23 protein-coding genes and 1 riboswitch are annotated in these 23268 nt (G+C 72.3%); of the genes, 13 read left to right on the top strand and 10 right to left on the bottom strand.

The genetic code is table 11. The features are described 5' to 3' along the window. The first annotated feature begins 127 nt into the window (after positions 1–127). Positions 128–436 carry a response regulator transcription factor gene (locus J8M51_RS07955; RefSeq protein WP_086756718.1) on the top strand — a complete coding sequence of 103 codons (309 nt, stop codon included), beginning with the start codon at positions 128–130 and terminating at the stop codon, positions 434–436. Between the two features lie 98 nt (positions 437–534). Here the strand turns inward: J8M51_RS07955 and J8M51_RS07950 are convergent, their stop codons facing one another. Continuing rightward, the gene (locus J8M51_RS07950) at positions 535–1656 is read right to left on the bottom strand and encodes a sensor histidine kinase (protein WP_086756716.1); all 1122 of its coding nucleotides are present in this window, start codon (positions 1654–1656) and stop codon (positions 535–537) included. After that, positions 1653–2459 (bottom strand): response regulator, encoded by an 807-nt coding sequence (locus J8M51_RS07945; RefSeq protein ID WP_267299058.1) that lies wholly within the window; start codon positions 2457–2459, stop codon positions 1653–1655. Before J8M51_RS07945 ends, J8M51_RS07950 begins: the two co-directional genes overlap by 4 nt. A 197-nt stretch (positions 2460–2656) precedes the next feature. Here J8M51_RS07945 and J8M51_RS07940 point away from each other — a divergent pair, with 197 nt between their 5' ends. After that, a complete protein-coding gene (locus J8M51_RS07940) occupies positions 2657–3934 on the top strand; it encodes a DUF418 domain-containing protein (protein ID WP_267299057.1) in 1278 nt (425 codons plus the stop codon). Positions 3935–4078: 144 nt separating this feature from the next. After that, the gene (locus J8M51_RS07935) at positions 4079–5413 is read left to right on the top strand and encodes a phytase (protein ID WP_086755954.1); all 1335 of its coding nucleotides are present in this window, start codon (positions 4079–4081) and stop codon (positions 5411–5413) included. A 32-nt stretch (positions 5414–5445) separates the two neighbouring features. Here the strand turns inward: J8M51_RS07935 and J8M51_RS07930 are convergent, their stop codons facing one another. The 4 genes from J8M51_RS07930 to J8M51_RS07915 form a co-directional block, all read right to left on the bottom strand. Continuing rightward, positions 5446–6150 (bottom strand): FadR/GntR family transcriptional regulator, encoded by a 705-nt coding sequence (locus J8M51_RS07930; protein WP_086755953.1) that lies wholly within the window; start codon positions 6148–6150, stop codon positions 5446–5448. 52 nt (positions 6151–6202) lie between these two features. Then, entirely contained in the window at positions 6203–7243 is a 1041-nt protein-coding gene (locus J8M51_RS07925; protein WP_086755951.1) for an ABC transporter permease, read from the bottom strand. 2 nt (positions 7244–7245) lie between these two features. Continuing rightward, the gene (locus tag J8M51_RS07920) at positions 7246–8883 is read right to left on the bottom strand and encodes a sugar ABC transporter ATP-binding protein (protein WP_256964753.1); all 1638 of its coding nucleotides are present in this window, start codon (positions 8881–8883) and stop codon (positions 7246–7248) included. Between the two features lie 90 nt (positions 8884–8973). Further along, complete coding sequence (locus J8M51_RS07915; protein WP_086755949.1) at positions 8974–10023, bottom strand: sugar ABC transporter substrate-binding protein; 1050 nt, start codon at positions 10021–10023, stop codon at positions 8974–8976. A 462-nt stretch (positions 10024–10485) separates the two neighbouring features. Here J8M51_RS07915 and J8M51_RS07910 point away from each other — a divergent pair, with 462 nt between their 5' ends. From J8M51_RS07910 to J8M51_RS07885, 6 genes are read left to right on the top strand one after another with little or no spacing between them, the layout of a single operon-like run. After that, positions 10486–11337: a fumarylacetoacetate hydrolase family protein gene (locus tag J8M51_RS07910; RefSeq protein ID WP_086755948.1), complete on the top strand. Its 852-nt coding sequence runs from the start codon at positions 10486–10488 to the stop codon at positions 11335–11337. A gap of 23 nt (positions 11338–11360) precedes the next feature. After that, entirely contained in the window at positions 11361–12698 is a 1338-nt protein-coding gene (locus J8M51_RS07905; RefSeq protein ID WP_086755946.1) for an L-fuconate dehydratase, read from the top strand. Then, a complete protein-coding gene (locus tag J8M51_RS07900) occupies positions 12695–13474 on the top strand; it encodes an SDR family NAD(P)-dependent oxidoreductase (protein ID WP_086755945.1) in 780 nt (259 codons plus the stop codon). The genes J8M51_RS07905 and J8M51_RS07900 overlap by 4 nt, the downstream gene beginning before the upstream one ends. Continuing rightward, complete coding sequence (locus J8M51_RS07895; RefSeq protein ID WP_086755943.1) at positions 13471–14463, top strand: aldo/keto reductase; 993 nt, start codon at positions 13471–13473, stop codon at positions 14461–14463. The genes J8M51_RS07900 and J8M51_RS07895 overlap by 4 nt, the downstream gene beginning before the upstream one ends. Before the next feature lie 27 nt (positions 14464–14490). Next, positions 14491–14802, top strand: coding sequence for an L-rhamnose mutarotase (locus J8M51_RS07890; RefSeq protein WP_086755942.1), 312 nt, complete (start codon positions 14491–14493; stop codon positions 14800–14802). After that, positions 14799–15668, top strand: a complete 870-nt coding sequence (locus J8M51_RS07885; RefSeq protein WP_086755940.1) for an amidohydrolase family protein — start codon at positions 14799–14801, stop codon at positions 15666–15668. Before J8M51_RS07890 ends, J8M51_RS07885 begins: the two co-directional genes overlap by 4 nt. On the opposite strand, the gene J8M51_RS07880 is transcribed toward J8M51_RS07885, so the two are convergent. From J8M51_RS07880 to J8M51_RS07865, 4 genes are read right to left on the bottom strand one after another with little or no spacing between them, the layout of a single operon-like run. Continuing rightward, entirely contained in the window at positions 15650–16492 is an 843-nt protein-coding gene (locus J8M51_RS07880) for an energy-coupling factor ABC transporter ATP-binding protein (RefSeq protein ID WP_086755938.1), read from the bottom strand. The genes J8M51_RS07885 and J8M51_RS07880 overlap by 19 nt on opposite strands. A gap of 1 nt (position 16493) precedes the next feature. After that, the gene (cbiQ, locus tag J8M51_RS07875) at positions 16494–17249 is read right to left on the bottom strand and encodes a cobalt ECF transporter T component CbiQ (RefSeq protein ID WP_086755937.1); all 756 of its coding nucleotides are present in this window, start codon (positions 17247–17249) and stop codon (positions 16494–16496) included. A 6-nt stretch (positions 17250–17255) separates the two neighbouring features. Beyond that, positions 17256–17639: an energy-coupling factor ABC transporter substrate-binding protein gene (locus tag J8M51_RS07870; protein ID WP_086755956.1), complete on the bottom strand. Its 384-nt coding sequence runs from the start codon at positions 17637–17639 to the stop codon at positions 17256–17258. 11 nt (positions 17640–17650) lie between these two features. Then, the gene (locus J8M51_RS07865) at positions 17651–18370 is read right to left on the bottom strand and encodes an energy-coupling factor ABC transporter permease (protein ID WP_086755935.1); all 720 of its coding nucleotides are present in this window, start codon (positions 18368–18370) and stop codon (positions 17651–17653) included. Positions 18371–18400: 30 nt separating this feature from the next. Next, a riboswitch (cobalamin riboswitch) is annotated at positions 18401–18583 on the bottom strand. A 219-nt stretch (positions 18584–18802) separates the two neighbouring features. Between J8M51_RS07865 and J8M51_RS07860 the strand changes: the two genes are divergently transcribed. The 4 genes from J8M51_RS07860 to J8M51_RS07845 all read left to right on the top strand — a co-directional run bounded on the left by J8M51_RS07860 (position 18803) and on the right by J8M51_RS07845 (position 23186). Beyond that, entirely contained in the window at positions 18803–19549 is a 747-nt protein-coding gene (locus tag J8M51_RS07860; RefSeq protein ID WP_216587912.1) for a DUF1775 domain-containing protein, read from the top strand. Positions 19550–19690: 141 nt separating this feature from the next. Further along, positions 19691–21277, top strand: a complete 1587-nt coding sequence (locus J8M51_RS07855; RefSeq protein WP_086763951.1) for an ABC transporter substrate-binding protein — start codon at positions 19691–19693, stop codon at positions 21275–21277. 20 nt (positions 21278–21297) lie between these two features. After that, positions 21298–22266 carry an ABC transporter permease gene (locus J8M51_RS07850; RefSeq protein ID WP_086763956.1) on the top strand — a complete coding sequence of 323 codons (969 nt, stop codon included), beginning with the start codon at positions 21298–21300 and terminating at the stop codon, positions 22264–22266. Between the two features lie 14 nt (positions 22267–22280). Beyond that, entirely contained in the window at positions 22281–23186 is a 906-nt protein-coding gene (locus J8M51_RS07845; RefSeq protein ID WP_086763953.1) for an ABC transporter permease, read from the top strand. Positions 23187–23268: the final 82 nt, after the last annotated feature.

Genomic DNA, 23268 nt, shown 5'->3' with positions numbered 1-23268 from the left:
CCGATGACTACCGCCGGGTATCGGTCGAACGGTCGATGGCCGGGGCCCGGGTGTCACGGAAGAGTCACAGCCGCAGCACACGGACGACACACGGGTCCCCGACCCCCACCGAACAAGGCAGGCACCCATGGCAGTGGACAGCTCCGGCCGACTCAGCGCCCGGGAACTGGAGATCCTCCTTCTGGCAGCCCACGGTCTGTCGGACGCGGACATGTCCCGGCGACTGTCGATCTCACCCCGCACGGTCGCCTCCCACATGCGCAGCCTCCGGGAGAAGCTGGACGCGAAGAACCGCACCCATCTGATCGTGACCGCCCTCCATGCGGGAATCCTCGCTCTGCGGACGGACCGGCCCGACCGGTTCGACCGCCTGGAGGAAACCTTCCGTTTGACGGGGCACCGTGGGGTCCGGGTCCAGCCCGTCGGCGTCGCGTAGCGCGAGCGGGTGTGAGCGGGTGAGCAGGTGAGCGCGGGCCGCTTGGCCGCGTGGCCACGTGGAACGCGCGCCCCGGGCCGGGTCCGGTCCGGGGCCTCTCATTGCGCGGCGTCGGTCGGCAGCTCCAGACGCAGCTCGTAGCCGCCGTCGGCCAGATGCCTGGACGTCACGGTCCCGCCGAGCAGTTCGGCGCGCTGCCGCAGACCGATCAGGCCGTGGTGGGCGCCGGGGAGGGAGAGGGCCGGGCGGCTGGGCGCGGTGTTGGTGACGGTGGCGCGGAGGGTGCCGTCGTGCTGCCGGACGCGGATGGTGGCGGTGGCGCCGGGGGCGTGCTTGCGGATGTTGGTGAGGGCTTCCTGCACGGTGCGGTAGACGGCGCGCTGGACGGGCGGCGGGAGGTCGTCGGGCAGGTCCGTGCGCAGGTCGGTGTCGATGCCGCTGCCGGTGACCAGCCGGTCGAGGTCGGCCAGGGAGGGCTGCGGGGTCAGTTCGGTGGGGCGGCTGCCGGAGGCCCGCAGTATGCCCACCATGTGCCGCAGTTCGTCCAGGGTCTGCACGCTGAGCAGCCGTATCGTGGCGGCGGCCTCCTTCGCCTCCGGGTCCCGGCTGCCGACCTGCAGGGCGCCGGCGCGCACGGCGATCAGACTGACCTGGTGGGAGACGGCGTCGTGCATCTCCCGGGCGAGCTGGGCGCGTTCCCTCGCCAGCACGCCCTGGGCGACCAGCAGCCGCTCGTGCTCCTTCGCCTCGGAGACCTCCACCAGCCGCAGCGACAGCTCGCGGCGGGCCTGGACGAGCTGCCCGAGGAAGAGGGGCGCGGTCGCCTGCGCCACGCTGTAGGAGAGCGGGATCAGGCCCTGGCGGTCGTCGAGATCGGTGAACTCCGGTGACGGCCACGACCACCACGTCAGATCACAGACGGCGAACGCCAGCGCGCACACGGCCAGCGGCACCCGGTGATGGGTGCGCGAGGCCAGCGTGTACAGCGCCACCAGCGTGGCGAACACCGCGTCCGTGAACAGGGCCGTCGGCAGGGTGAGAAGGAAGACGGGCAGGGGGAGACGGCGACGCGACAGCAGCGCGCACGCCGCGAGCAGCGCGGCGGCCAGCTCCCCCGGGTGGTGGGGGCCCACGTCGTGGATCCACACGTCCAGCAGCGAGACCACGACGAGCAGGGCGTCCGTCGCGGGTCCGTGCGGGGTGCGGGCGGGAGGCCTCACCCGCCCGCCCGTTCGCGGCCGAACGGGCTTCCGCCGCCGAACGGGCTTCCGCCGCCGAACGGACTTCCGCCGCCGCCGCGCGGGCTTCCGCTGGTCGCCGGGCTTCCGCCGGTCGCGTGGCCTCCGCCGGTGACCGGGCTTCCGCCGCCGGGCCGGCGCGACGGTCTGAGCAGGCCCGCCCGTTCGGCCAGCAGCGCCGCCTGCACTCTGCTGCCCACCTCCAACTTGGTGAGCAGGGCGCTCACATGGTCCTTCACCGTGCCCGTGCTCAGATGCATCCGGTCGGCGATGTCGGTGTTGGACAGCCCCTCCGTGATCAGGACCAGTACGTCCCGCTCCCGTTCGGTCAGCCGGTCCACGAGGCGGACGGCGGCCTCCCGGGGCCCGTTGTCCAGGTAGCCGTCGACCACGGTCCGGGTCACCCCGGACGACAGGACGACCCCGCCCGCCGCCAAAGTCCGTACGAGATACGGAAGCTGCTCCGGGTCGGTGTCCTTGAGGAGGAAACCGGCGGCTCCCGAGCGCAGCGCGGCGGCCACGTACTCGTCCATGTCGAAGGTGGTGAGCATGGCCACCACGGGAGGACGGGGGAGTCTTCCGAGCTCGGCGAGGACGGTCAGCCCGTCCACGTCCGGCATCCGGATGTCCAGCAGGACGACCTCGGGGCGCAGCTCCCGTACGGCCTGGACCGCCCGGCCGCCGGGGACCGCCGCCACCACGTCGAGATCGTCCGCGGAGTTGAGGATGTGCTCGAAGCCCGTCCGGATCAGGGCTTCGTCGTCGACCACCAGTACCCGGATCACCCGTGCCCCGCTCGTCGTCGGACACCAACGCACTTCTGGACCTCTTCCGAACCCCTACGACGTCCGAAGTGGCCGCCGGGTTCCCCTTTCTCCCGGTCTCCGGTCACCTGGCGGGGGCGGCCCCGGCTGGTCGGCGGGGGCCGTCCAGCCGACCGCCGGATGGTGACGCGCCCCGCGCGCCCCCGACGCTGAAAGCCATGACACCAGACACGTCGTCGGACCTGTCGGCCAAGTCGGCCACCCGGCCGCCTGCCCGCACCCCCGCCCGCACGCCCGCCGCCTCCGCCCCCACGGCCGTCACGGACTCCGAGGGGCGGCGCTCCACCGGACGGCTGGTCGGTATCGATCTCGCCCGTGGACTCGCGGTGTTCGGTATGTACGCCGCCCATGTCGGTCCCGACCCGGCGGGCGGCGGGCCGCTGGGCCTCGTCATGGAGCTGGCGCGGGGCCGCTCCTCCGCGCTGTTCGCGCTGCTGGCCGGCTTCACCCTCGTCCTGATCACCGGCCGCCCGCACCCGCGCACCGGACGTGCCGGACGGCAGGCGGTGGTCCGGATGGTGATCCGCTCCCTCGTGCTGATCGCCCTCGGATTCGCCCTGACCGCCCTCGACACCGACGTCGACGTGATCCTCGCCTTCTACGGCCTGACCTTCCTCGCCGTCCTCCCGCTGTACCGGCTGCGGGCCCGGACGCTCGCTCTCCTCGCCGCCGCGGGCGCGCTCGTGCTGCCCCAAGTCCTGTACGGGGTACGGCTGTCGATCGAGAACGGCGACTGGGCTGAGGCGATCACCGCCGCCGACCCGCTGGCCAGGATCAGTGACACGGACGGCTTCCTGGAACTGCTGTTCACCGGCGAATACCCCGTGCTCACCTGGGCGTCGTTCATGCTGGCCGGGATGGCGGTCGCCCGCCTCGACCTCACCCGGAGCACGGTCCGCACCCAACTCGCGCTGGCCGGAGGCGTGTTGACCGTGCTCGGCTACGGGGGCTCCTGGCTGGCGCTCCGTCTCGTCCCGCACGCCCGGGCGACGGTCGCCGCCGCCACGGACGGCGACGGCGCCGCCTCGGCCTGGTGGTCCGACACGGTCGGCTACCTCGTCGACGGCACCCCCGCCGCCTGGCTCCTGGTGGGCGCGCCGCACAGCCAGACGACGTTCTCCATCCTCGGCAACACCGGGGTCGCGCTGCTGGTCGTGGTGGGGTGCGTGACGGCCGTGGACCGGCTGCCCCGCCTCGCCCGCCTCGCCGGCCCCGTGTGCGCCGTCGGGATGACGGCGCTGACCGCGTACGTCCTGCACATCCTCGCCATCCGGGAGTTCGGCATGGCGGAGGAGACCGGGCCCGCGCTCGTCGACCTCTTCGTCTATCTGCTGGTCGCGACGGTGCTCGCCACCGCCTGGACCCGGGTCTTCCGCCGTGGCCCGCTGGAGCATGTGCTCCACGTCTGCACCCGCCCGGCGCGCCTCGTCAGGTGACGACCGGGCGAACTTCGGCCGATCCACGGCCACTTCACCACGCCCCCATGGACAGACCCCGTCCGTCTGCGCGCAAGCTTCACTCCGCACCATCTGCATGTCCCCGACCATCGACGGCATTTGACGGTAAGGAAGCGAACGCCTGTGAGAACGCCCCGCACCGCCCGAAGAGTCGCCCTCCTCGCCTCCGGCACCGCGCTCACCACCTTCCTCACGGCCTCCCCGGCGGGAGCGGGCCCGGTCGCGGCAGGGCGCGCGCCCGCCCTCCCGACGGTGACCGCCACGAGCGAGTCGGCCGCGCTGTACGACGACGAGGCAGGCGGCGCCTCCGACGCCGACGACCCGGCGATCTGGCGGAACCCCGCCGACCCCGGCCGCAGCCTCGTCGTCGCCACCGCGAAGGAGGGCGGCCTGCGCGTCTACAACCTCGACGCCCGGCCGGTGCAGACGGTGGCCGCACCGAAGCCGCCGGCCGAGGACGACGCCCCCGGCCGCTTCAACAACGTCGACCTCGTCACCGGTCTGCGCACCACGGCGGGCCGGGCCGACGTGGCGGTGGTGAGCGACCGGGGCAACGACCGGCTGCGGATCTACCGCGTCGACCCCGCCCGCCCCGGCGGGCCGCTGACCGACATCACCGATCCGGCCGCCGCCCCCGTCTTCTCCGCCGACCAGGCCGAGATCAACGACCAGCGCACCGCGTACGGCCTCGCCACCTGGACGGACAGGGCCACCGGCCGCACCTACGCCCTGGTCAGTCAGCGGGAGCGCACCCGTCTCGCGCTGCTCGAACTCCTTCCGGCCGCACACGGCACAGTCGGCTACCGCAAGGTCCGCACCCTCGACCTGCCGTCCTCCTTCCGGCTGCCCGACGGCAGCACCTGGAGCCCCTGCGGCGAACCCGGTGAACTCCCGCAGGTCGAGGGCATGGTGGTGGACCCCGCCACCGGCACCCTCTACGCGGGCCAGGAGGACATCGGCATCTGGAGGCTGCGGGCCGACCTCACCGGCAAGCCGGTCCTGGTCGACCGGACCAGGGAGTACGGCGTCCCCGGCACCTACGACGAGGAGACCGAGGAGTGCGCGCCGGGCGCCGACCCCGGCTACGGAGGGAAGCGGCTGTCCGCCGACGTGGAGGGCCTGACGCTCTATCAGGAACGGGACGGGGACGGTTACCTGCTCGCCTCCAGCCAGGGCGACGACACCTTCGCCCTGTACGACCGTGAGGTGAGCGAGGGCAACGAGTACGAGGGCGGCTTCCGGATCGGCGCCGCCTCGCCGGCCCTCGACAGCGTGGAGGAGTGCGACGGCGCCGCCGTGCTCAACGCCCCGCTGGGCCACCGCTATCCGCGCGGTCTGCTCGTCGTCCAGGACGGCCACGAGACCCCCGGGGTCCCGGACGGCGAGGGCGGCACCCGCACCGGCACCGGCTTCAAGTTCGTCGACCTCGGCGAACTGGTGGACGCCACCGACATGTGAGCGCGGGGCTCAGCCCTCCGCCGAGGCGGGGCTCAGCCCTCGGCCACGCAGAGGGGATCCTCCTCGACCAGCCCGTTCGCCATCCACTGCTCCACGGCGGCGACATGGACCGTCGCCGCCGACACGGCCAGGGCGGCGTCACGGGCGCACAGGGCGCGGAGGATCTCCTCGTGCTCGCGGTGCGCGTGTTCCACGGCCCGCTCGGTGCGGGTGCCCCGGACGATCCGGGCCCGCTGGGTGCGGGTGGAGAGCACCCGCAGCAGCATCGACAGCACGGGGTTGCCGACCGCCTCCACGATCCGCAGATGGAAGGCGATGTCGTGGCCCACGAACTCCTCGACCGTGGCGGCGGCCCGTGACCGCCGCAGGATCGCGCCCAGTTCGTCGAGGTCGCCGGCGGTCAGCAGGGCGGCGGCGGCCCCGGTCGCCTGGGGCTCCAGCAGCCGCCGGACCTGGAGCAGTTGCAGGGCCGTCCGCCCCTGGGAGACGTCCGAGGCGAAGGAGAGCGACTCCAGCAGCAGATGCGGTTCCAGACTGGACACGTACGTGCCGTCGCCCTGCCGGGTGACCAGGATGCGCATCGCGGTCAGCGCCCGTACCGCCTCCCGCAGCGAACTGCGGGACAGCCCGAGCTGGGCGGCGAGGATCTCCTCCTTGGGAAGGCGGGAGCCCGGCGCCAGCTCCCCGGCCACGATCATCGCCTTGATCTTGTCCATCGCCTCGTCCGTCAGTGCCACGAGGTGCCTCCCTGTACCGGGGTACGTCCGCTTCTCGCCGTACCGGGCCGCGCTACTCCTGCTTCTCGCCGGAGGCGAAGCGGGAGATGATCAGGGCGACGATGATGATCGCGCCGTTGAGGAACTGGTTCCACAGCGGAGGCACACCGGCCAGCGTCATGACGTTCACGACGAGTTGGAGCGTCAGCACACCGGTGAGGGCGCCGAACACCGAGCCCTTGCCGCCGTTGAGGCTGACCCCGCCGATGACGGTCGCGGCGAACACCTGGAAGATCCAGCCGCTGCCCTGGGTCGCGGAGATCGACCCGTAGTGGCCGCTGTAGAGGATGCCGGCGAACGCGGCCAGCACACTGCCGAGGATCAGCACCGCCCACACGATCCGGTCGACCCGGATACCGGCCGTCCGGGCGGCCTCCGCGTTGCCGCCGATCGCGTACAGCGCCCGGCCGTGCCGCAGCCAGGCCAGCGCGCTGCCGCCGAGGGCGAAGAGGACCACGCAGATCCAGATGGCGGCCGGCACCCCGAGCCACGACGCCTTGCCGAGGTAGGTGAAGGAGGACGGCAGCTCCACGATGGACTGGCCCTCGGACAGGGCCACCTGGAGGCCGCGCAGCATGGTCAGCATGCCGAGGGTGACGATGAAGCCGTTGAGGCGCAGCTTCAGGATCAGGAACCCGTTGACGGCGCCGATCACCACGCCCACCAGCAGACACAGCGGTACGGCCGTCCACTCGGGCAGCAGCCCGAGGCCGGTGAACCGGGCGCCGCTGGTCGGCAGCACCAGCCAGACGGCGATGACGGGCGCCACGCCGATCGTGGACTCCAGGGACAGGTCCATCCGGCCGCAGATCAGGATCAGCGCGGTGGCCAGCACCAGCAGGCTCAGCTCGGTGGACTGCTGGGCCACACCGATGAGGTTGTCGGCGGTGAGGAAGGCCGGCGAGACGATGAAGCCGATCAGGCCGAGGACCAGGATCGCGGGGACCAGGGACAGTTCACGGAAGCGACCGAGGTCGAGCCCGCGGCGGGTGTCCCCGGTGGTCTCCCGTGCCACGCTCTTGGCGGGGTCGGTGACATCAGTGGTGGCGGACATGACTACCTTCCGTGCTCTTCGGTGATGTCAGGGGTGGTGAGGTCGCTGTCGTGGGCGTCGCCCCGGGCGGCGGCGGCTTCGGTGTGGCCGGCCACGCCCTCCATCGCCGCGACCACCTGCTCGTCCGTCCAGCCCCGGTCGAACTCGGCGACCACCCGCCCGTGGAACATCACCACGAGCCGGTCGCACACCTTCAGGTCGTCCAGCTCGTCGGAGACGATCAGCGCGGCCCTCCCGCCGTCCGCGATCTCCCGGATCCGGCGCAGCAGGAACTCCTTGGACTTGACGTCCACCCCGTTGGTCGGGCGGATTGCCACCAGCACATGCGGGTCGGTGGCCAGGGCGCGGGCGACGACGACCTTCTGCTGGTTGCCGCCGGAGAGCGCCGACACGAGGGTGGACCCGCCCGGTGTCTTGATGTCGAGGTCCCGGATCATGCGCTGGGCGAAGACCCTGGTCCGGGAGGGCAGCACGGTGCCGTACGGGCCGAGCTGGTCGGTGACGGTGAGCGTCGCGTTCTCCGCCACGCTGCGGTTGTTGACCAGGCCCTGGAGATGGCGGTCCTCCGGGACGAGCCCGACACCGACGGCGAGCGCCGAGGGCACACTGCCGCCGCGCACCCGCCGCCCCCGGACCGAGATCGTGCCCTCCTCGACCCGGTGCAGCCCGGCGACGGTCTCGCCGACCCGCACATTGCCGCTGGCCGCCGCGCCGGCGAGGCCGACCACCTCACCGGCGCGCACCGACAGCGACAGGTTCTCGCAGGCGCCGGGCAGGGTGAGGTCCTCGACGGTCAGGAGTTCGGGGGCGTCGGACCGCACCGGGGGACGGTTCTCCACCGTCTCCGCCGCCGTGACGGTGGACTCCCCGGTCATGGCCTCCACCAGGGCCTGGTGGCCGAGTTCGGCGACGGGCGCGGTCAGGATGTGGGCCGCGTCCCGGTAGACCGTGACGGTGGTGCAGAGGTCGTACACCTCTTGGAGGTGGTGGGAGATGAACAGGAAGGCGACGCCCTGCCGTTGGAGGTCGCGGAGCTTGTCGAAGAGCCGGTTGATACCGCGGGCGTCGAGCTTGGCGGTCGGCTCGTCGAGGATGATGAAGCGCGCGCCGAACGACAGCGCCCGCGCGATCTCCACGAACTGCCGCTGCTCGACGGTGAGGTCCCGGGCCCGCGCGTCGGCCTTCACGTCCACGCCGTACCCGGCGAGCAACTCCTCGGCCCGCGCCCGCAGTCGCTTCCAGCGGATGGGCCGCGCGGCGCCGTCGCTCTGCCGGTTCAGGAAGAGGTTCTCGGCGACGGTCAGGCCCTGGATGATCGTGGACTTCTGGTAGACGCAGGCGACCCTGGAGCGCCAGGCGTCGATGTCGCCGACGGCGGGCGCCGGCTCGCCGGAGAAGCGCAGGGTGCCGGTGTCGGCGTGCCGCAGCCCGGTCAGGATGGACACCAGGGTCGACTTGCCGGCGCCGTTGCGGCCGACCAGCGCGTGCGACTCGCCCGGCGCGATGGTGATCCGGGCGTCGCGCAGCGCGACGGTGGCGCCGAACCTCTTGCTGATGCCGATGGCCTCGGCCACCGGGGCGTGGCTCCCGGCGGCGGGGTCGCCGCCGCCGTTCGCCGCGGCGGTCGCGGTGTCCGCCATGGTGGATACCGTCCTTCGTGGGCTGGCTTGGGGGGTGGATTCGTGGGCTGCGGGCGAATCGGCTGATCCGGCGGGGCCTTCGGGGCACCCCTAGCCGACGTTGTTGCCCCACAGGGTCTTGTCGTCCACGTTGTCCTTGGTCACCAGCGGCGCCGGGAGCTGGTCCTCCAGACCGTTCGGGATCTCGATGATCGTGGAATCGTGGTCGGTCTTGCCCGGCTTGAACGTCTTGCCCTCGGCCGCCGCCTCCGCGTAGTACAGCGCGTACTTGGCGTACAGGTCGGCCGGCTGCGAGACCGTGGCGTCGATCTGGCCCTTGCGGATGGCGTCGAACTCCTGCGGGATGCCGTCGTTGGAGATGATCGAGATGTGGCCCTTCTCCCCGGCGGGCTTCAGCAGGCCCTTCTGCTCCAGCAGGGCCAGGGTCGGCTGCAGGAAGACACCGCCGGCCTGCATGTAGATGCCGTTCAGGTCGGGGTGCTGGGCGAGCAGGCTCTGCAGCTTGGCGGAGGCCACGTCGCCCTTCCAGTCGGTGGGCAGCTCGAAGACCTTGATCTTCGGGAACTTGGTCTTCATGCACTCCGCGAACGCCTCGGAGCGGTCCCGTCCGTTGATCGAGTCCAGCGCGCCCTGCAGTTCGGCGACCTTGCCCTTGCCGCCCAGCTGCTTGCCGAGGAACTCGCAGGCCTTGGTGCCGTACGCCCGGTTGTCGGCGCGGACCACCATGTAGACGTCGCCCTTGTCGGGCCGGGTGTCGACGCTGACCACGGGGATCTTCTTCGACGCGAGGGTGTCGAGGGTGGAGGCGATGGCGCCGGTGTCCTGCGGGGCCATGACGACCGCCTTGGCGCCCGTGTTCTGGAACACCTGCACATTGGCGACGAGCTTGGTGATGTCGTTCTGCGAGTTGCTGAGCGGCAGCGCGTTGATGTCCTCGGACTTGACGTCCTTCTTCAGGTACTCGGCGTAGGAGTTCCAGAAGTCCGAGTCGGAGCGCGGCAGATCGATGCCGATGGCGGGCTTGTCACCGCCCGATCCGGCCGACCCGGAGGAACTTTCGCGGTTGCACGCGGTGAGCAGGGTGAGGGCAGCGAGGGCGCAGGCCGCCGCGGCGGTGGAGCGGGTGCGAGCGAGCTTCATGGCCGGGTTCTCCTTAGCCAGGACAGGGAGGCCGCCCTCCGGGACAGGCATGCGTGGGCTGTCGGAGGGGAGGGATAGAGGGTCAACCGGGTGAACGAGCAGCGGAGTTGGAACGGCCACTACCTACGTGGGACGGTGGTGCGATTCCTCCGATGTATCTCGGACGTCGAGGACGTTACGACGGGATTGCCGGGGATGACAAGAGGTCGCCCGCGATGAATTCGCCATCCCGATCTTGGAGTGCCAGGGGTGCCCCCTCAGACCGATGTCGCTTATGTCGGATTCATGGGCTGGCGAAAGTCCGGTGTCGATCCAAATACATCCGAGGAATACGTTGTCAGGGCGCCGAACTGCCCCTAAAGTCACGGTGCGCCATTCCTCCGATGAATGACAGCGGCCGATCGATGACCGACCGATGGCTGATCGATCGCCGAACGAACCCATGGCAAGGGAGCTGCCCCAGTGAAACTGCTACGCGTCGGCGCCCCGGGCGAGGAGCGGCCCGCCGTCCGCACCGATGACGGCCGACTGCTGGACCTGTCCTCCGTGGCCCCCGACATCGACGGCGCCTTCCTCACCTCCGGGGGAGTCGACCGGGCCCGCGCGGCGGTCGAGGCGGGCGGACTGCCCGAGCTGGACGCCGCGGCCCTGCGCGTCGGCGCCCCCGTCGCCCGCCCCGGCAAGATCGTCTGTGTCGGGCTGAACTACCGCGACCACGCCGCCGAGACCGGCGCCGCGATCCCGCCCCGCCCGGTCGTCTTCCTCAAAGATCCGAGCACGGTCGTCGGCCCGTACGACGAGGTACTGATCCCGCGCGGCTCGGCCAGGACGGACTGGGAGGTCGAGCTGGGCGTCGTCATCGGCCGCCGGGCCCGCTACCTCGACGGTCCCGAGGACGCCGCCGAGGTGATCGCCGGATACGTGGTCAGCCACGACGTCTCCGAGCGCGAGTTCCAGCTGGAGTACTCCTCGCAGTGGGACCTCGGCAAGTCCTGCGAGACCTTCAACCCGATGGGCCCCTGGCTGGTCACCGCCGACGAGGCCGGCGACCCGCAGGACCTCGGACTGCGGCTGAGCGTCAACGGGGTCAAGCGCCAGCACGGACACACCCGCGACATGATCTTCCCGGTCCACGAGATCGTGGCGTACCTCAGCCGGTACATGGTCCTGGAGCCCGGCGACATGATCAACACCGGTACGCCCGCCGGAGTCGCCCTCGGCCTGCCCGGCACCCCCTATCTCCGCCCCGGTGACACCGTCGAGCTAGAGATCGACGGGCTCGGGAGCCAGCGCCAGACCTTCGGCCAAGCGTGAAAGGCACTCCCTTGAGCACCCCCGTGACTGCATCCCCCGCCCGGATCACCGCGGTCGACACCTACGACATCCGGTTCCCCACCTCGCGGGAGCTGGACGGGTCGGACGCCATGAACCCGGACCCCGACTACTCCGCCGCCTACGTGGTGCTCCGCACCGACGCCGGTGACGGGCACGAGGGCCACGGCTTCACCTTCACCATCGGCCGCGGCAACGACGTCCAGGTCGCCGCCATCGGCGCCCTGCGGCCCCACCTCGTCGGCCGCTCGGTCGAGGAGCTGTGCGCCGACCCCGGCTCGGTCAACCGCGACCTGATCGGCGACAGCCAGCTGCGCTGGCTCGGCCCCGAGAAGGGCGTGATGCACATGGCCATCGGCGCCGTCGTCAACGCCGTCTGGGACCTGGCCGCCAAACGCGCGGGACAGCCCCTGTGGCGGCTCCTCGCGCACGCCGAACCCGAGTGGCTGGTCTCCCAGGTCGACTTCCGCTACATCGCCGACGCCCTCACCCCCGAGGAGGCGCTCGACCTGCTCCGCCGGGGCCGCACCGGGCTCGCCGACCGCGAGAGCGCGCTGCTGGAGCGCGGCTACCCCGGCTACACCACCTCACCCGGCTGGCTCGGCTACTCCGACGAGAAGCTCACCCGGCTCGCCAAGCAGGCCGTCGCCGACGGCTTCACCCAGATCAAACTGAAGGTCGGTGCCGACCTCGCCGACGACGTACGCCGGATGCGCACCGCCCGCGCCGCCGTCGGCGACGGCGTACGCATCGCCATCGACGCCAACCAGCGCTGGAACATCGACGAGGCGATCGAGTGGACCCGCGCCCTCGCCGACTTCGACCCGTACTGGATCGAGGAGCCCACCAGCCCCGACGACGTCCTCGGCCACGCCGCCGTCCGCCGGGGCGTCGCCCCCGTGAAGGTGGCCACCGGCGAGCACGTCCAGAACCGCATCGTCTTCAAGCAGCTCCTCCAGGCCGAGGCCCTCGACGTCCTCCAGATCGACGCGGCCCGGGTCGGCGGGGTCAACGAGAACCTGGCGATCCTGCTGCTCGCCGCGAAGTTCGGCGTGCCCGTCTGCCCGCACGCCGGTGGCGTCGGCCTGTGCGAACTCGTCCAGCATCTGTCGATGTTCGACTACCTGGCCCTCTCCGGCACCACCGACGACCGGGTCATCGAGTACGTCGACCACCTCCACGAGCACTTCACCGACCCCGTGGTGATGCGCGAGGGCCACTACACCGCCCCCCTGACCCCCGGCTTCTCCGCGACCATGCACCCCGGGTCGCTCGCCGAATACCGTTACCCGGACGGTGCGTTCTGGGCCGCCGACCTCGCCGGACGGGAGGACGTCGCATGACCGGGCGGACAGACACGGGCACGGGTGAACTGTCGGGTCTCAAGGCGATCGTCACCGGAGGCGCGTCCGGCATCGGCCTCGCCACCGCCCGGCTGCTCGCCGCCCGGGGCGCCGCCGTGGCCGTCCTCGACGTGGACCCCTCCGGCGCCACGGCCCCCCTGCTCGGCATCGAGGCCGATGTCTCCGACGACGCCTCCGTACGGGCCGCCGTCGCGGAGGCCGCCCAGCGGCTCGGCGGCCTCGACATCCTCGTCAACAACGCGGGCATCGGCGCCCAGGGCACCGTCGAGGACAACCCCGACCTGCAGTGGCATCGCGTCCTCGACGTCAACGTCCTCGGCATGGTCCGCACCAGCCGGGCCGCGCTGCCGCATCTGCGGAGGTCGTCCCACGCGGCGATCGTCAACACCTGCTCCATCGCCGCCACCGCCGGTCTGCCGCAGCGCGCCCTGTACTCCGCCAGCAAGGGCGCGGTCCTCTCGCTGACCCTGGCGATGGCCGCCGACCACGTCCGCGAGGGCGTCCGCGTCAACTGCGTCAACCCCGGCACCGCCGACACCCCCTGGGTCGGCCGGCTCCTCGACGCCGCCGACGACCCCGAGGCCGAACGCGCCGCCCTCAACGCCCGCCAGCCCCTGGGCCGGCTGGTCACCGCCGACGAGGTCGCCGCCGCCATCGTCTACCTCGCGAGCCCCGCCGCCGCCTCCGTCACCGGCACCGCCCTCGCCGTCGACGGCGGGATGCAGGGCCTCAGGCTCCGCCCGGCGACCTCATGAGGAGCACGACCCTCGGCCGCACCGACGTCCGCGTCACCGAACTGGCCTACGGCGCCGCCGGCATCGGCAACCTCTTCCGCCCGGTGCCGGACGAGGAGGCCGCCGCCGCGCTGGACGCCGCCTGGGACGCCGGGATCCGCACCTTCGACACGGCACCCCACTACGGCCTCGGCCTCTCCGAACGCCGCCTCGGCGCCGCGCTCCGGGGCCGCCCCCGGGAGTCGTACACGATCTCCACCAAGGTCGGCCGGCTGCTGGTGCCCGCCGACGGGGACGGCGACGACCTCGCCGACGGCTTCGCCGTTCCCGCCACCCACCTCCGGGTCTGGGACTTCAGCGCCGACGGCGTCCTGCGCTCCCTGGAGGCCAGCCTCGAACGGCTCGGCCTCGACCGGGTGGACGTCGTCCTCCTCCACGACCCCGACGACCACGCCGAACAGGCCCTCGACGAGGCCTACCCGGCACTCGAACGGCTGCGCGGCGAAGGCGTCGTCGGCGCGATCGGCGTCGGCATGAACCAGTCCGCCCTGCCCGCCCGCTTCCTGCGCGAGACCGACATCGACGTCGTCCTCCTCGCCGGCCGCTACACCCTCCTGGAACAGACGGGCCTCGCCGACCTGCTCCCCGAGGCCACCGACCGGGGCCGTAGTGTCCTCATCGGCGGCGTCTTCAACTCCGGCCTGCTCACCGACCCCAGGCCGGGCTCCACCTATGACTACGCGCCCGCCCCGGAACCCGTACTCGAACGGGCCCTGCGCCTGAAGGCGGTCACCGAACGCCACGGGGTGCCCCTGCGCGCCGCCGCCCTCCGCTTCCCCCTCGGTCACCCGGCCGTCGCGAGCGTCCTCACCGGCGCCCGCTCGCCCGCCGAGGTCCACGACACCGTGGAGCAGTCCCGGCTCCCCGTACCGGCCGCTCTCTGGGACGAGTTGCGCGCGGAGGGCCTGCTCGCCCCGAACACCCCCGTCCCGCCGCCGAATCAGCCGTAGTGAAGGAGCCGTCGTGAAGGAGACGTCGTGAGGGTCGCCCTGCACACCAAGGTCCGCGCCGACCGCGTCGAGGAGTACGAGGCGGCCCACCGGGAGGTCCCCGAGGAGCTGACCACCGCCATCCGCGCCGCCGGGGTGAGCGCGTGGACGATCTGGCGCAGCGGCACCGACCTCTTCCATCTGCTGGAGGTCGAGGACTACGCCGCGATGATCGCCGAACTGGAGAAGCTGCCGGTCAACATCGCCTGGCAGGCCCGGATGGCCGACCTCCTCGACGTCGTCCACGACTACTCGGCGGAGGGCTCCGACGCCGGGCTGCCCGTGGTGTGGGAACTGTGACCGGCGCCCACCCGGCCCCGGGCGTCGTCGACGCCCACCACCACGTCTGGGACCTCTCCGTCCGCGACCAGGACTGGATCACCGGCCCCGAACTCGCCCCGCTGCGCCGCGACTTCGCCCTCGGCGACCTGGAGCCGGAGGCGCGTGCCGCCGGGGTCACCGCCACGGTCCTGGTGCAGACGATCACCGTGCCCGAGGAGACCCCCGAGTTCCTGGCCCTGGCCGCCGGCAGCGACCTGGTCGCCGGGGTCGTCGGCTGGACCGACCTCACCGCGCCCGATGTCGCCGAGACCCTCGCCGGGCTGCGCGAAGGCCCCGGCGGCGAGCATCTGGTGGGCATCCGCCACCAGGTGCAGGGCGAACCCGACCCCCGCTGGCTGGTCCGCCCGGACGTCCTGCGCGGTCTGTCCGCCGTCGCCGGGGCGGGGCTCGGCTACGACCTCCTGGTCAAACCCCACCAGCTCCCGGCCGCCGTGGAGGCGGCGGCCCGGCTCCCCGAACTCGCCTTCGTCCTCGACCATGTGGCCAAGCCGCCCATCGCCTCGGGCGAACTGGAGCCGTGGGCGGGGGAGTTGCGACAGCTGGCCGCGCTCCCCAACACCTTCTGCAAGCTCTCCGGCCTGGTCACCGAGGCGGACTGGAGGACCTGGTCCGTCGCCGACCTCGCCCCGTACGCCGACATCGTGCTGGACGCCTTCGGCCCCGACCGGCTGATGTTCGGCTCCGACTGGCCCGTCTGCCGGCTCGCGGCGGACTACGCCCACGTCCTCGACACGGCCCACGAGTTGACGTCCGGACTGAGCGCGGCCGAACGGCACGAGGTCTTCGCGGGCACCGCCGTCCGCGTCTACGGCCTGCGGACCTGAGCCACGGCGGCCAGCTCCTCCGGCGTACGCGGCCCGGCCTCCTCCTCACCCAACAGCCCCTGTTCCCGCAGGTGTTGAGCGACGGCGATGCCCCACGGCAGCCGCAGTCCCGCCTGCCCGAGGAGATCCGTACGGGCGAGCATGGCGGCCACCGGGCCGGTGCGCGCGCCGGACGGGGTGAGCAGTGCCGCGTCGTCGGCCCAGCGCAGGGCGAGGTCGACGTCGTGGGTGGCCATCACGACGGTGGTGCCGGACCGGCGCAGCCCGTCCAGGGTGGCGAGGAGCCGCTCCTGCCCGTCGGGGTCGAGTCCGGCGGTCGGCTCGTCCAGGATCAGCACACGGGGCCGCATCGCGACCGCGCCCGCGATGGCGGTCCGCTTGCGCTGGCCGTAGGAGAGCAGATGGGTGGGCCGGTCGGCGAGCGCGGCGATCCCGAGGGCGCCGAGCGCCTCGTCCACCCGGGCCCGGACCTGCGCGTCGGACAGCCCGAGGTTGAGCGGCCCGAACGACACGTCCTGCGCCACGGACGCCGCGAACAGCTGGTCGTCCGGGTCCTGCACCACCAGCTGCACCGTCGTCCGCAGCCGGGTCAGCCCCTTGCGGTCGTACGTCACCGCCCGCCCCTCGACCGCCAACTCGCCGGTCCGGGGCCGCAGTCCACCGCTGAGCAGCCGCATCAGCGTCGTCTTGCCGCTGCCGTTGCGGCCCAGCAGGGCGAGCGCGCGTCCCTCCGGCACCGCGAAGTCGAGGTCGCTGAGCACGGGCGGCCCGTCCTCGTACGCGAAGGACGCGCCCCGCAGGGAGACCAGCACGGGCTCGCTCATGTCAGCGGCCTTTCCAGGACGAATCCAGTACGAGGGTGAGAGCGGCCACGGCCCCGAGCAGGGCCACGCTCGCCGTGGTGAAGCGGGCGGAGATCCGTGCCTCGGGGACCAGGACGCGCAGGGTGCCGTCGTAGCCCCGCCCCGCCAGTCCCGTCTGCAGGCGAGCCGCCCGGTCGAAGGCCCGGACGAACGCGGTGGCGCCGAGTCCGCCGAGCGAACGCCAGGTGGCCGCCCGGGTGGTGTGCCCGAGCCGGGCCGCCTGCGCCTCCCGGATCCGGCGCACGGAGTCCAGGAGGAGGAAGCTCATCCGGTACGTGACCAGTGCCACGTCCACGACGGGCGCGGGCACCCCGGCCTTCACCAGGCGCGGCAGCAGGTCCGACATGGGGGTGGTGAACGCGAACAGCAGGACGCCGAGGGAGGCCGCCGAGGTGCGCAGCAGCAGTTCCCCGGCGCGGACCGGTCCGCCGTCGGCCAGGGTCACGAACCCGTCGGGCCCGCCGACCTGGACGAGCAGCGGCAGCGCCCCGGTCACACAGAAACCCAGCGGCACCCGGTAGGCCCGCCACAGCCGGCGCCCCGGCACCCCGGCCGGGCCCAGCAGCACCACGAGCGCGGTCAGCAGGACCAGGGCCGCGCCCGGCCAGGGCGGCAGGGAGATCGCGAGCACGGTGAGGCCGAGCCCGAGCACGGCCTTGTCCACGGGATGGCGGCGGCGCCAGCGACTGCTGTGCGCCGCCGCGTCGATCGGCAGCACGAGGCGTCAGACCCGCCCGGCGGGGGACTCCCCGGCACCGGCACCGCTGGTCGAGCTGTCGTCACCGGCGCCCGCCAGCCCGGCCAGGGCCCGTGCCTCGCCCTGGCGCCGGCCCCGGTGGATGCCGAAGTAGTACGCGAGGACGCCCGCGCCGAGCGCGGCCTGCAGCGCGAACAGGGCCGACTCGATCTCACCGGACGGCGGCTCGTACAGCGGCGAGAACCACGGCTCGTAGTCCGGCTCGATCTCCGTGATCGCGGTCTCCGCCTCGGCGTCGGCGCCCGCGAAGGGCTCCTCCTTGTGGTCGCCGAGGCCGAGGGCCAGCGGCAGGACGGCGAGCGCGGCCACGACGAGCAGCAGCAGGGCGTTGATCTTCGTGTTCTTGCTCATCGTCTTCTTGTTCATCGGGCCACCGCCCCGGTCTCGGTCTCGGTCGCGGTCTCGGTGCGGTCGCGCTTGCCGGTCAGGAGCACGCCGAGCCGGGTCAGTTCGCCCTTGCTCGACTGCACCAGCAGCCGCATCACCAGCACCGTGAGCAGGCCCTCGCTGATCGCCAGCGGGATCTGGGTGACGGCGAAGATGGAGCCGAACTTGCCGAGCGCGCCCAGGAAACCGCTGCTCGGGTCGGGGAACGCGAGCGCCAGCTGCACGCTGGTGACGCAGTAGGTGACCAGGTCGGCGACGAACGCGCCGAAGAACACGGTGACCATCAGCGGCACGTCGAACCGCCGCAGCAGCCGGTAGATGCCGTACCCCGCCCAGGGGCCGGCGATCGCCATCGAGAAGACGTTGGCGCCGAGCGTGGTCAGCCCGCCGTGCGCGAGCAGCAGTGCCTGGAAGAGCAGGGTGATGGTGCCCAGGACCGCCATGATCGGTGGCCGGAACAGGATGGCGCCGAGTCCGGTGCCGGTGGGGTGGGAACAACTCCCGGTGACCGAAGGCAGCTTCAGTGCGGACAGGACGAAGGTGAAGGCACCGGAGGCACCGAGCAGCAGGGTGCTCTCGGGGTGCTCCTTGACCTCACGGGTGAGTGCCCGGACTCCGTGGACGACGAATGGCGCGGACGCGACGCCCCAGGCGATCGCGTGCGCCGGAGGAAGGAAACCCTCGGCTATGTGCATGGCTCAGCAGACCCTCTCCAGCACCTCGTGGATGGTTGACGCGCCTTGGCCGGTCTCCTGGCTTACGGGTACCACCGTCCGTGCTCCGCCTTCCCGGGTCCGAGGACCCAGTGGCTGTCCGTGAGGACCAGAGCCGGACTTCCCGATCACAGTGGCGAGGGCCGCACCGGCATGACACCGGATTTCCCGTTCACCAAGGCGTGGTGACAGTAGTGCCCAGATAAGGACGCTGACAAGCGGAGACGAGGGGCGCGCGGGCGCCGTGGAACAGCTCACACCACGGCGCACGCCCCACCGTCCCCACCCCGCGCACGAGCGCGTCCCCGGTGGCGGCGGTTGGCCGGAACCGATCGCACACCTGGTCGCCCTTGGCCACAGGTCCTGCCCTGCGCTTGAATTCACCCTTCACACCGTCGGCACAGGGAGTCCGCAGTGCACCGCCCGACCTTGGTACGCAGTTCGCGCCGTCTCGGCGTTCTCACCGCAGCCGCGCTCGCGGTCGCCGTCGCCACCGCGGGGCCGGCCGCGGCCCACGCGGAGGTCGAGGCGGAGGGCGCCCGCGCCCTCGACCAGAACGTCGACCTCACCTTCTCCGCCGAGTCGGAGTCGGCCTCCGCCGGCATCACCAAGGTGGAGGTGATCCTGCCCAAGGGCCTCGTCCCCGCCGACCTCACCTACAAGGAGGGCCCGGACGGGTGGAAGTTCGCCCCCACCGACCGGGGCTACACGGTGTCCGGCACCAAACTCGCGGTGGGCGAGGACGTCGAGTACGTGGTCACCGTACGGCAGTTGCCCGACGCGAAGTCGCTGGTGTTCAAGACCCTCCAGTCGTACAGCGACGGCAAGGTGGACCGCTGGATCGAACTGGAGGAGGAGGCGGAGGGCGACGGCCACGGCCACGGTCACCCGGCGCCCCGCCTGGACCTCAAGGCCGCCGCGCCCGGCGCCGAGGTCGTGAGCCCCACCCCCTCGGCGGACCCCACGACGGCTCCGCCCTCCCCCTCGCCCGAGAAGAGCGCCGAGGCCGCCACGCCGTCGGCGGAGGCCGCGGCGGACAGCACCGACGGCGACGACGGCGGCTCCCTGGCGGTCCCCCTCGGCATCGGCGCGGTGGTCCTGCTCGCGCTCGGCGGGGGCGCGTGGTGGTACCGGTCCCGCCGGAGCGGCACCACCACCTGAGGAGCCCGGGCCGTACGCCCGACGACGGCTGAGCCGAAACCCGCAGGTCACATCGCTGGACTGATGTACGACCCGCCGGGGTAGCCCTTACCTGCAATCAATGTGCAACAGCACTTCAGGCGCAGCAAGGGTGTGAGGCTCATGACGTCCCGACCGATACGAGGTGCCGCCGTCGCGGCGGCGGTGGCCCTCGGCGCCACCGCCTGCTCGGCGCCCGGCGGTGGCACCGACGGCGGCGGCCCGGCCGACTCCGTCGTGATCGGGGTGGCGTCCGAGCCGGACACCCTCAGCCCGCTCCTCGGCTACGGCAAGGACGGCAACTCGAAGATCTTCGACGGGCTGCTGGCCCGGGACGCCGACCTGGAACTGAGACCCGCCCTGGCGAAGGCGCTGCCCCAAGTGGCCGACGGCGGCCGGACGTACACCTACACCCTCCGCGAGAACGTCAAGTTCAGCGACGGCGAACCCCTGACCTCCGCCGACGTGGTCTTCACCTACCGGACCGTGCTGGACGCGAAGACCAACAACACCGCCCGCAGCGAACTCGACGCCGTCAAGGAGGTCCGGGCGGACGGCGACGACAAGGTCGTCTTCACCCTCGACTACCCCTACGCGCCCTTCGCCGGCCGCACGGTCCTGCCGATCGTCCCCGCACACATCGCGGGGAAGCAGGACCCCAACACCGGCTCCTTCAACACCGAGCCGATCGGCACCGGCCCGTACGTCCTGTCCACCTGGAGCAGGGGCGAGAAGCTCACCTTCAAGGCCAACCCGGACTACTGGGGCGGCGCCCCGAAGGTGAAGAAGTTCACCATGGCGATCGTCGAGGACGACGACGTACGCGCCACCCGGCTGCGCTCCGGCGACCTCGACGGCGCGATCCTGCCACCCGATCTCGCCGCCGGCTTCGCGAAGGACGGCGACCGGAAGACCTACGACGCCAAGTCCTACGACTATCGCACCGTCACCCTCCCCACCGGGAACGACGTCACCGGCGACCGCGCGATCCGGCGGGCCCTCGACGCCGCCGTGGACCGCGAGGCCATGGTCGACCAGATCCTCGACGGCGCCGGCCGCCCGGCGTACGGACCGCTGCCCGGCGACGACCCCTGGTTCGCGAAGGGCATCGAACGCCCCCAGGACCTCGGCAAGGCCGCACGCGTCCTGGACGAGGCGGGCTGGAGGACCGGCCCGGACGGCATCCGCGCCAATGCGGGCACGAAGGCGGCCTTCACCCTGCTCTACCCGTCCGGCGACAAGGTCCGCCAGGACCACGCCCTCGCCTACGCCTCCGACGCCAAGAAGGCCGGCATCGACGTGACCGTGGAGAGCGCCACCTGGGAGGTGATCGAGCCGAGGATGAAGGACACCGCCGTCCTCGCCGGCTTCGGCTCCACCGGCGACCCCGACTTCGGCCTCTACACGATGCTGCACTCCTCCCTCGCCGGCGACGGCTTCAACAACATGGGCCGCTACGCCAACCCGAAGGTGGACGAAGCCCTCGACACCGGCCGCCGAAGCCAGGACGACGCCGCCCGCAAGAGCGCGTACGACACGCTCCAGCGCGAACTGGTGAAGGACCCCGGCTACACCTTCCTCACCCACATCGACCACGTCTACGTCCTCGCCGACCGCTGGGACGGACTGACCACCCAGGTCGAACCGCACGAACACGGCTTCGCGTCCGGCCCCTGGTGGAACATCGAGACCTGGCGGCCACGGACGTGACCCGGCTCCCCTGGGGAGCGATGGCACGACTGACCGGACGGCGTGCCCTGTTCGCCGTCCCCGTCGTCCTCGTCGTCACCTTCGGCGTGTTCGCGATCGCCGCCGCCTCCCCCTTCGACCCCGTCAAGGCGTACGCGGGCACCGCCGCCCTCGGCGCCGACCAGGAGACCCTGGACCGGCTGCGCGCCAACCTCGGCGTGGACGAGCCGTTCGCCGTGCGCTGGTGGCGCTGGCTGACGTCCGCGCTCACCGGCGACCTCGGCGAGTCCAGCGTGCTGCGCCAGCCGGTGGCCCAGGTCATCGCCGAACGCCTCGTCTGGTCGACCCTGTTGTGCGCGGTCGCCTTCGCCGTCGCCGTCCTGCTCGGCACCACGCTGGGCGTGCTCGCCGCCCGCCGCCCCGGCGGATGGCTCGACCGGGCCGTCACCTCCGCCGCGTACACCCTCGAAGCCGCGCCCGTCTTCTGGGTCGCCCTGCTCGCCGTCTGGCTGTTCGCGCTCCAACTGGGCGTACTTCCGGCGGGCGGTCTGACGGACACTTCCACCGAACAGGTCACGGCCGGGCAGGTCGCGCACCACCTCGTCCTGCCCGCCGGGGTGCTCGCCGTCTCCCAACTGCCCTGGTTCACCCTGTACGTACGGCAGGGCGTCGGCGACGCGCTGGCCGAGGACCCGGTACGGGGCGCCCGCGCCCGGGGCATCGCCGAACGCACGGTCCTCCTGCACCACGCGCTGCGCTCCGGACTGCTGCCGGTCCTCACCCTGATCGGCTCCCGCGTCCCCGAACTCATCACCGGCGCCCTGCTCGTGGAGAGCGTCTTCAGCTGGCCCGGTATCGCGGCGGCCACCGTGGAGGCGGCCACCGCCGTCGACTTCCCGCTCCTCGCCGCCCTCACCACGCTCGCCGCCGTCGCCGTCCTCACCGGGAACCTGCTGGCGGACCTCCTGTACGGCCTGATCGACCCGAGAGTGAAGCTCAGTGAACTGTGACGGTGATATCCCCCATGTTCCGTACGTCCGTGGCTGACACGGCAGCCGAGTCGCCGCCCGGGTCCGCGTGGCGCTCTCGCGGCCCGAACCGCCGCTCCACGCACACCCTCCGGTCGCGGACCTCCGCCGCGCTGGTCGCGGTGACGGTCCTCGCCGTCCTCCTCGTACCGCCGCTGGTCCAGCTCGACCAGCAGGCCGTCGACCTGGCCGCCAAACTGCGACCACCGTCCTGGGCCCACCCGTTCGGCACCGACGACGTCGGCCGCGACCTGCTCCTGCGCTGCGTCTACGGCCTCCGCGTCTCCCTGCTCGTCGGTCTCGCCGCCGCCCTGACCGCGACCGTGATCGGCACGGCGGTCGGGGCCACCGCCGGGGCGCTCGGCGGCCGGGCCGACCGGCTCGTCATGCGGCTGGTCGACACGGTGTCGTCCGTGCCCCATCTGCTGCTCGGCATCTTCATCGTCGCCATGTTCCGGCCGGGCGTCTGGCCCGTCGTCGTCTCGGTCGCGCTCACCCACTGGCTGTCGACCGCCCGGATCGTCCGCGCCGAGGTGCTGTCCCTGCGCTCCCGCCCGTACATCGACGCGGCCGTCTCCGGCGGCGCCTCCCGGTGGCGGGTGACCGTACGGCATCTGCTGCCCGGCGTGCTGCCGCAGGCCGCGCTCGCCGCCGTCCTGATGGTGCCGCACGCCATGTGGCACGAGTCCGCCCTGTCCTTCCTCGGCCTCGGACTGCCCACCCACACGGCCAGCCTCGGCACCCTCGTCCAGAGCGCCCGGGGCTCCCTCCTCGCGGGCCAGTGGTGGCCCACCCTCTTCCCCGGCCTCTTCATCATCGTCCCCACCCTCGCCATAGCCGGCCTCGCGGGAGTCTGGCGCGAACGCCTCAGCCCCCGCCGCCGATCGGAGCTGATGCTGTGACCGCCGGATCCGAGCGGGGGCCGAGGCGGTCACGGCCGCTGCCCCCGCCGCCCCGGAGCGCCCCGCCGTCCTGACCGTGCGC

The sequence above is a fragment of the Streptomyces griseiscabiei genome (assembly GCF_020010925.1).
In the GTDB taxonomy this organism is placed as follows: Bacteria; Actinomycetota; Actinomycetes; order Streptomycetales; family Streptomycetaceae; genus Streptomyces; species Streptomyces griseiscabiei.
Note: the sequence above shows the minus strand (reverse complement) of the source record. Positions and strands in the feature narration are given on the sequence as shown.

What these genes read in the sequence shown, in the direction of transcription:
- J8M51_RS07895 (WP_086755943.1), top strand. Translation starts at nt 13,471, where the DNA reads ATGAGGAGCACGACCCTCGGCCGCACCGACGTCCGCGTCACCGAACTG.
- J8M51_RS07940 (WP_267299057.1), top strand. Translation starts at nt 2,657, where the DNA reads ATGACACCAGACACGTCGTCGGACCTGTCGGCCAAGTCGGCCACCCGG.
- J8M51_RS07900 (WP_086755945.1), top strand. Translation starts at nt 12,695, where the DNA reads ATGACCGGGCGGACAGACACGGGCACGGGTGAACTGTCGGGTCTCAAG.
- J8M51_RS07880 (WP_086755938.1), bottom strand. Translation starts at nt 16,492, where the DNA reads ATGAGCGAGCCCGTGCTGGTCTCCCTGCGGGGCGCGTCCTTCGCGTAC.
- J8M51_RS07920 (WP_256964753.1), bottom strand. Translation starts at nt 8,883, where the DNA reads ATGGCGGACACCGCGACCGCCGCGGCGAACGGCGGCGGCGACCCCGCC.
- J8M51_RS07855 (WP_086763951.1), top strand. Translation starts at nt 19,691, where the DNA reads ATGACGTCCCGACCGATACGAGGTGCCGCCGTCGCGGCGGCGGTGGCC.
- J8M51_RS07925 (WP_086755951.1), bottom strand. Translation starts at nt 7,243, where the DNA reads ATGTCCGCCACCACTGATGTCACCGACCCCGCCAAGAGCGTGGCACGG.
- J8M51_RS07850 (WP_086763956.1), top strand. Translation starts at nt 21,298, where the DNA reads ATGGCACGACTGACCGGACGGCGTGCCCTGTTCGCCGTCCCCGTCGTC.
- J8M51_RS07955 (WP_086756718.1), top strand. Translation starts at nt 128, where the DNA reads ATGGCAGTGGACAGCTCCGGCCGACTCAGCGCCCGGGAACTGGAGATC.
- J8M51_RS07845 (WP_086763953.1), top strand. Translation starts at nt 22,281, where the DNA reads ATGTTCCGTACGTCCGTGGCTGACACGGCAGCCGAGTCGCCGCCCGGG.
- J8M51_RS07870 (WP_086755956.1), bottom strand. Translation starts at nt 17,639, where the DNA reads ATGAGCAAGAACACGAAGATCAACGCCCTGCTGCTGCTCGTCGTGGCC.
- J8M51_RS07865 (WP_086755935.1), bottom strand. Translation starts at nt 18,370, where the DNA reads ATGCACATAGCCGAGGGTTTCCTTCCTCCGGCGCACGCGATCGCCTGG.
- J8M51_RS07915 (WP_086755949.1), bottom strand. Translation starts at nt 10,023, where the DNA reads ATGAAGCTCGCTCGCACCCGCTCCACCGCCGCGGCGGCCTGCGCCCTC.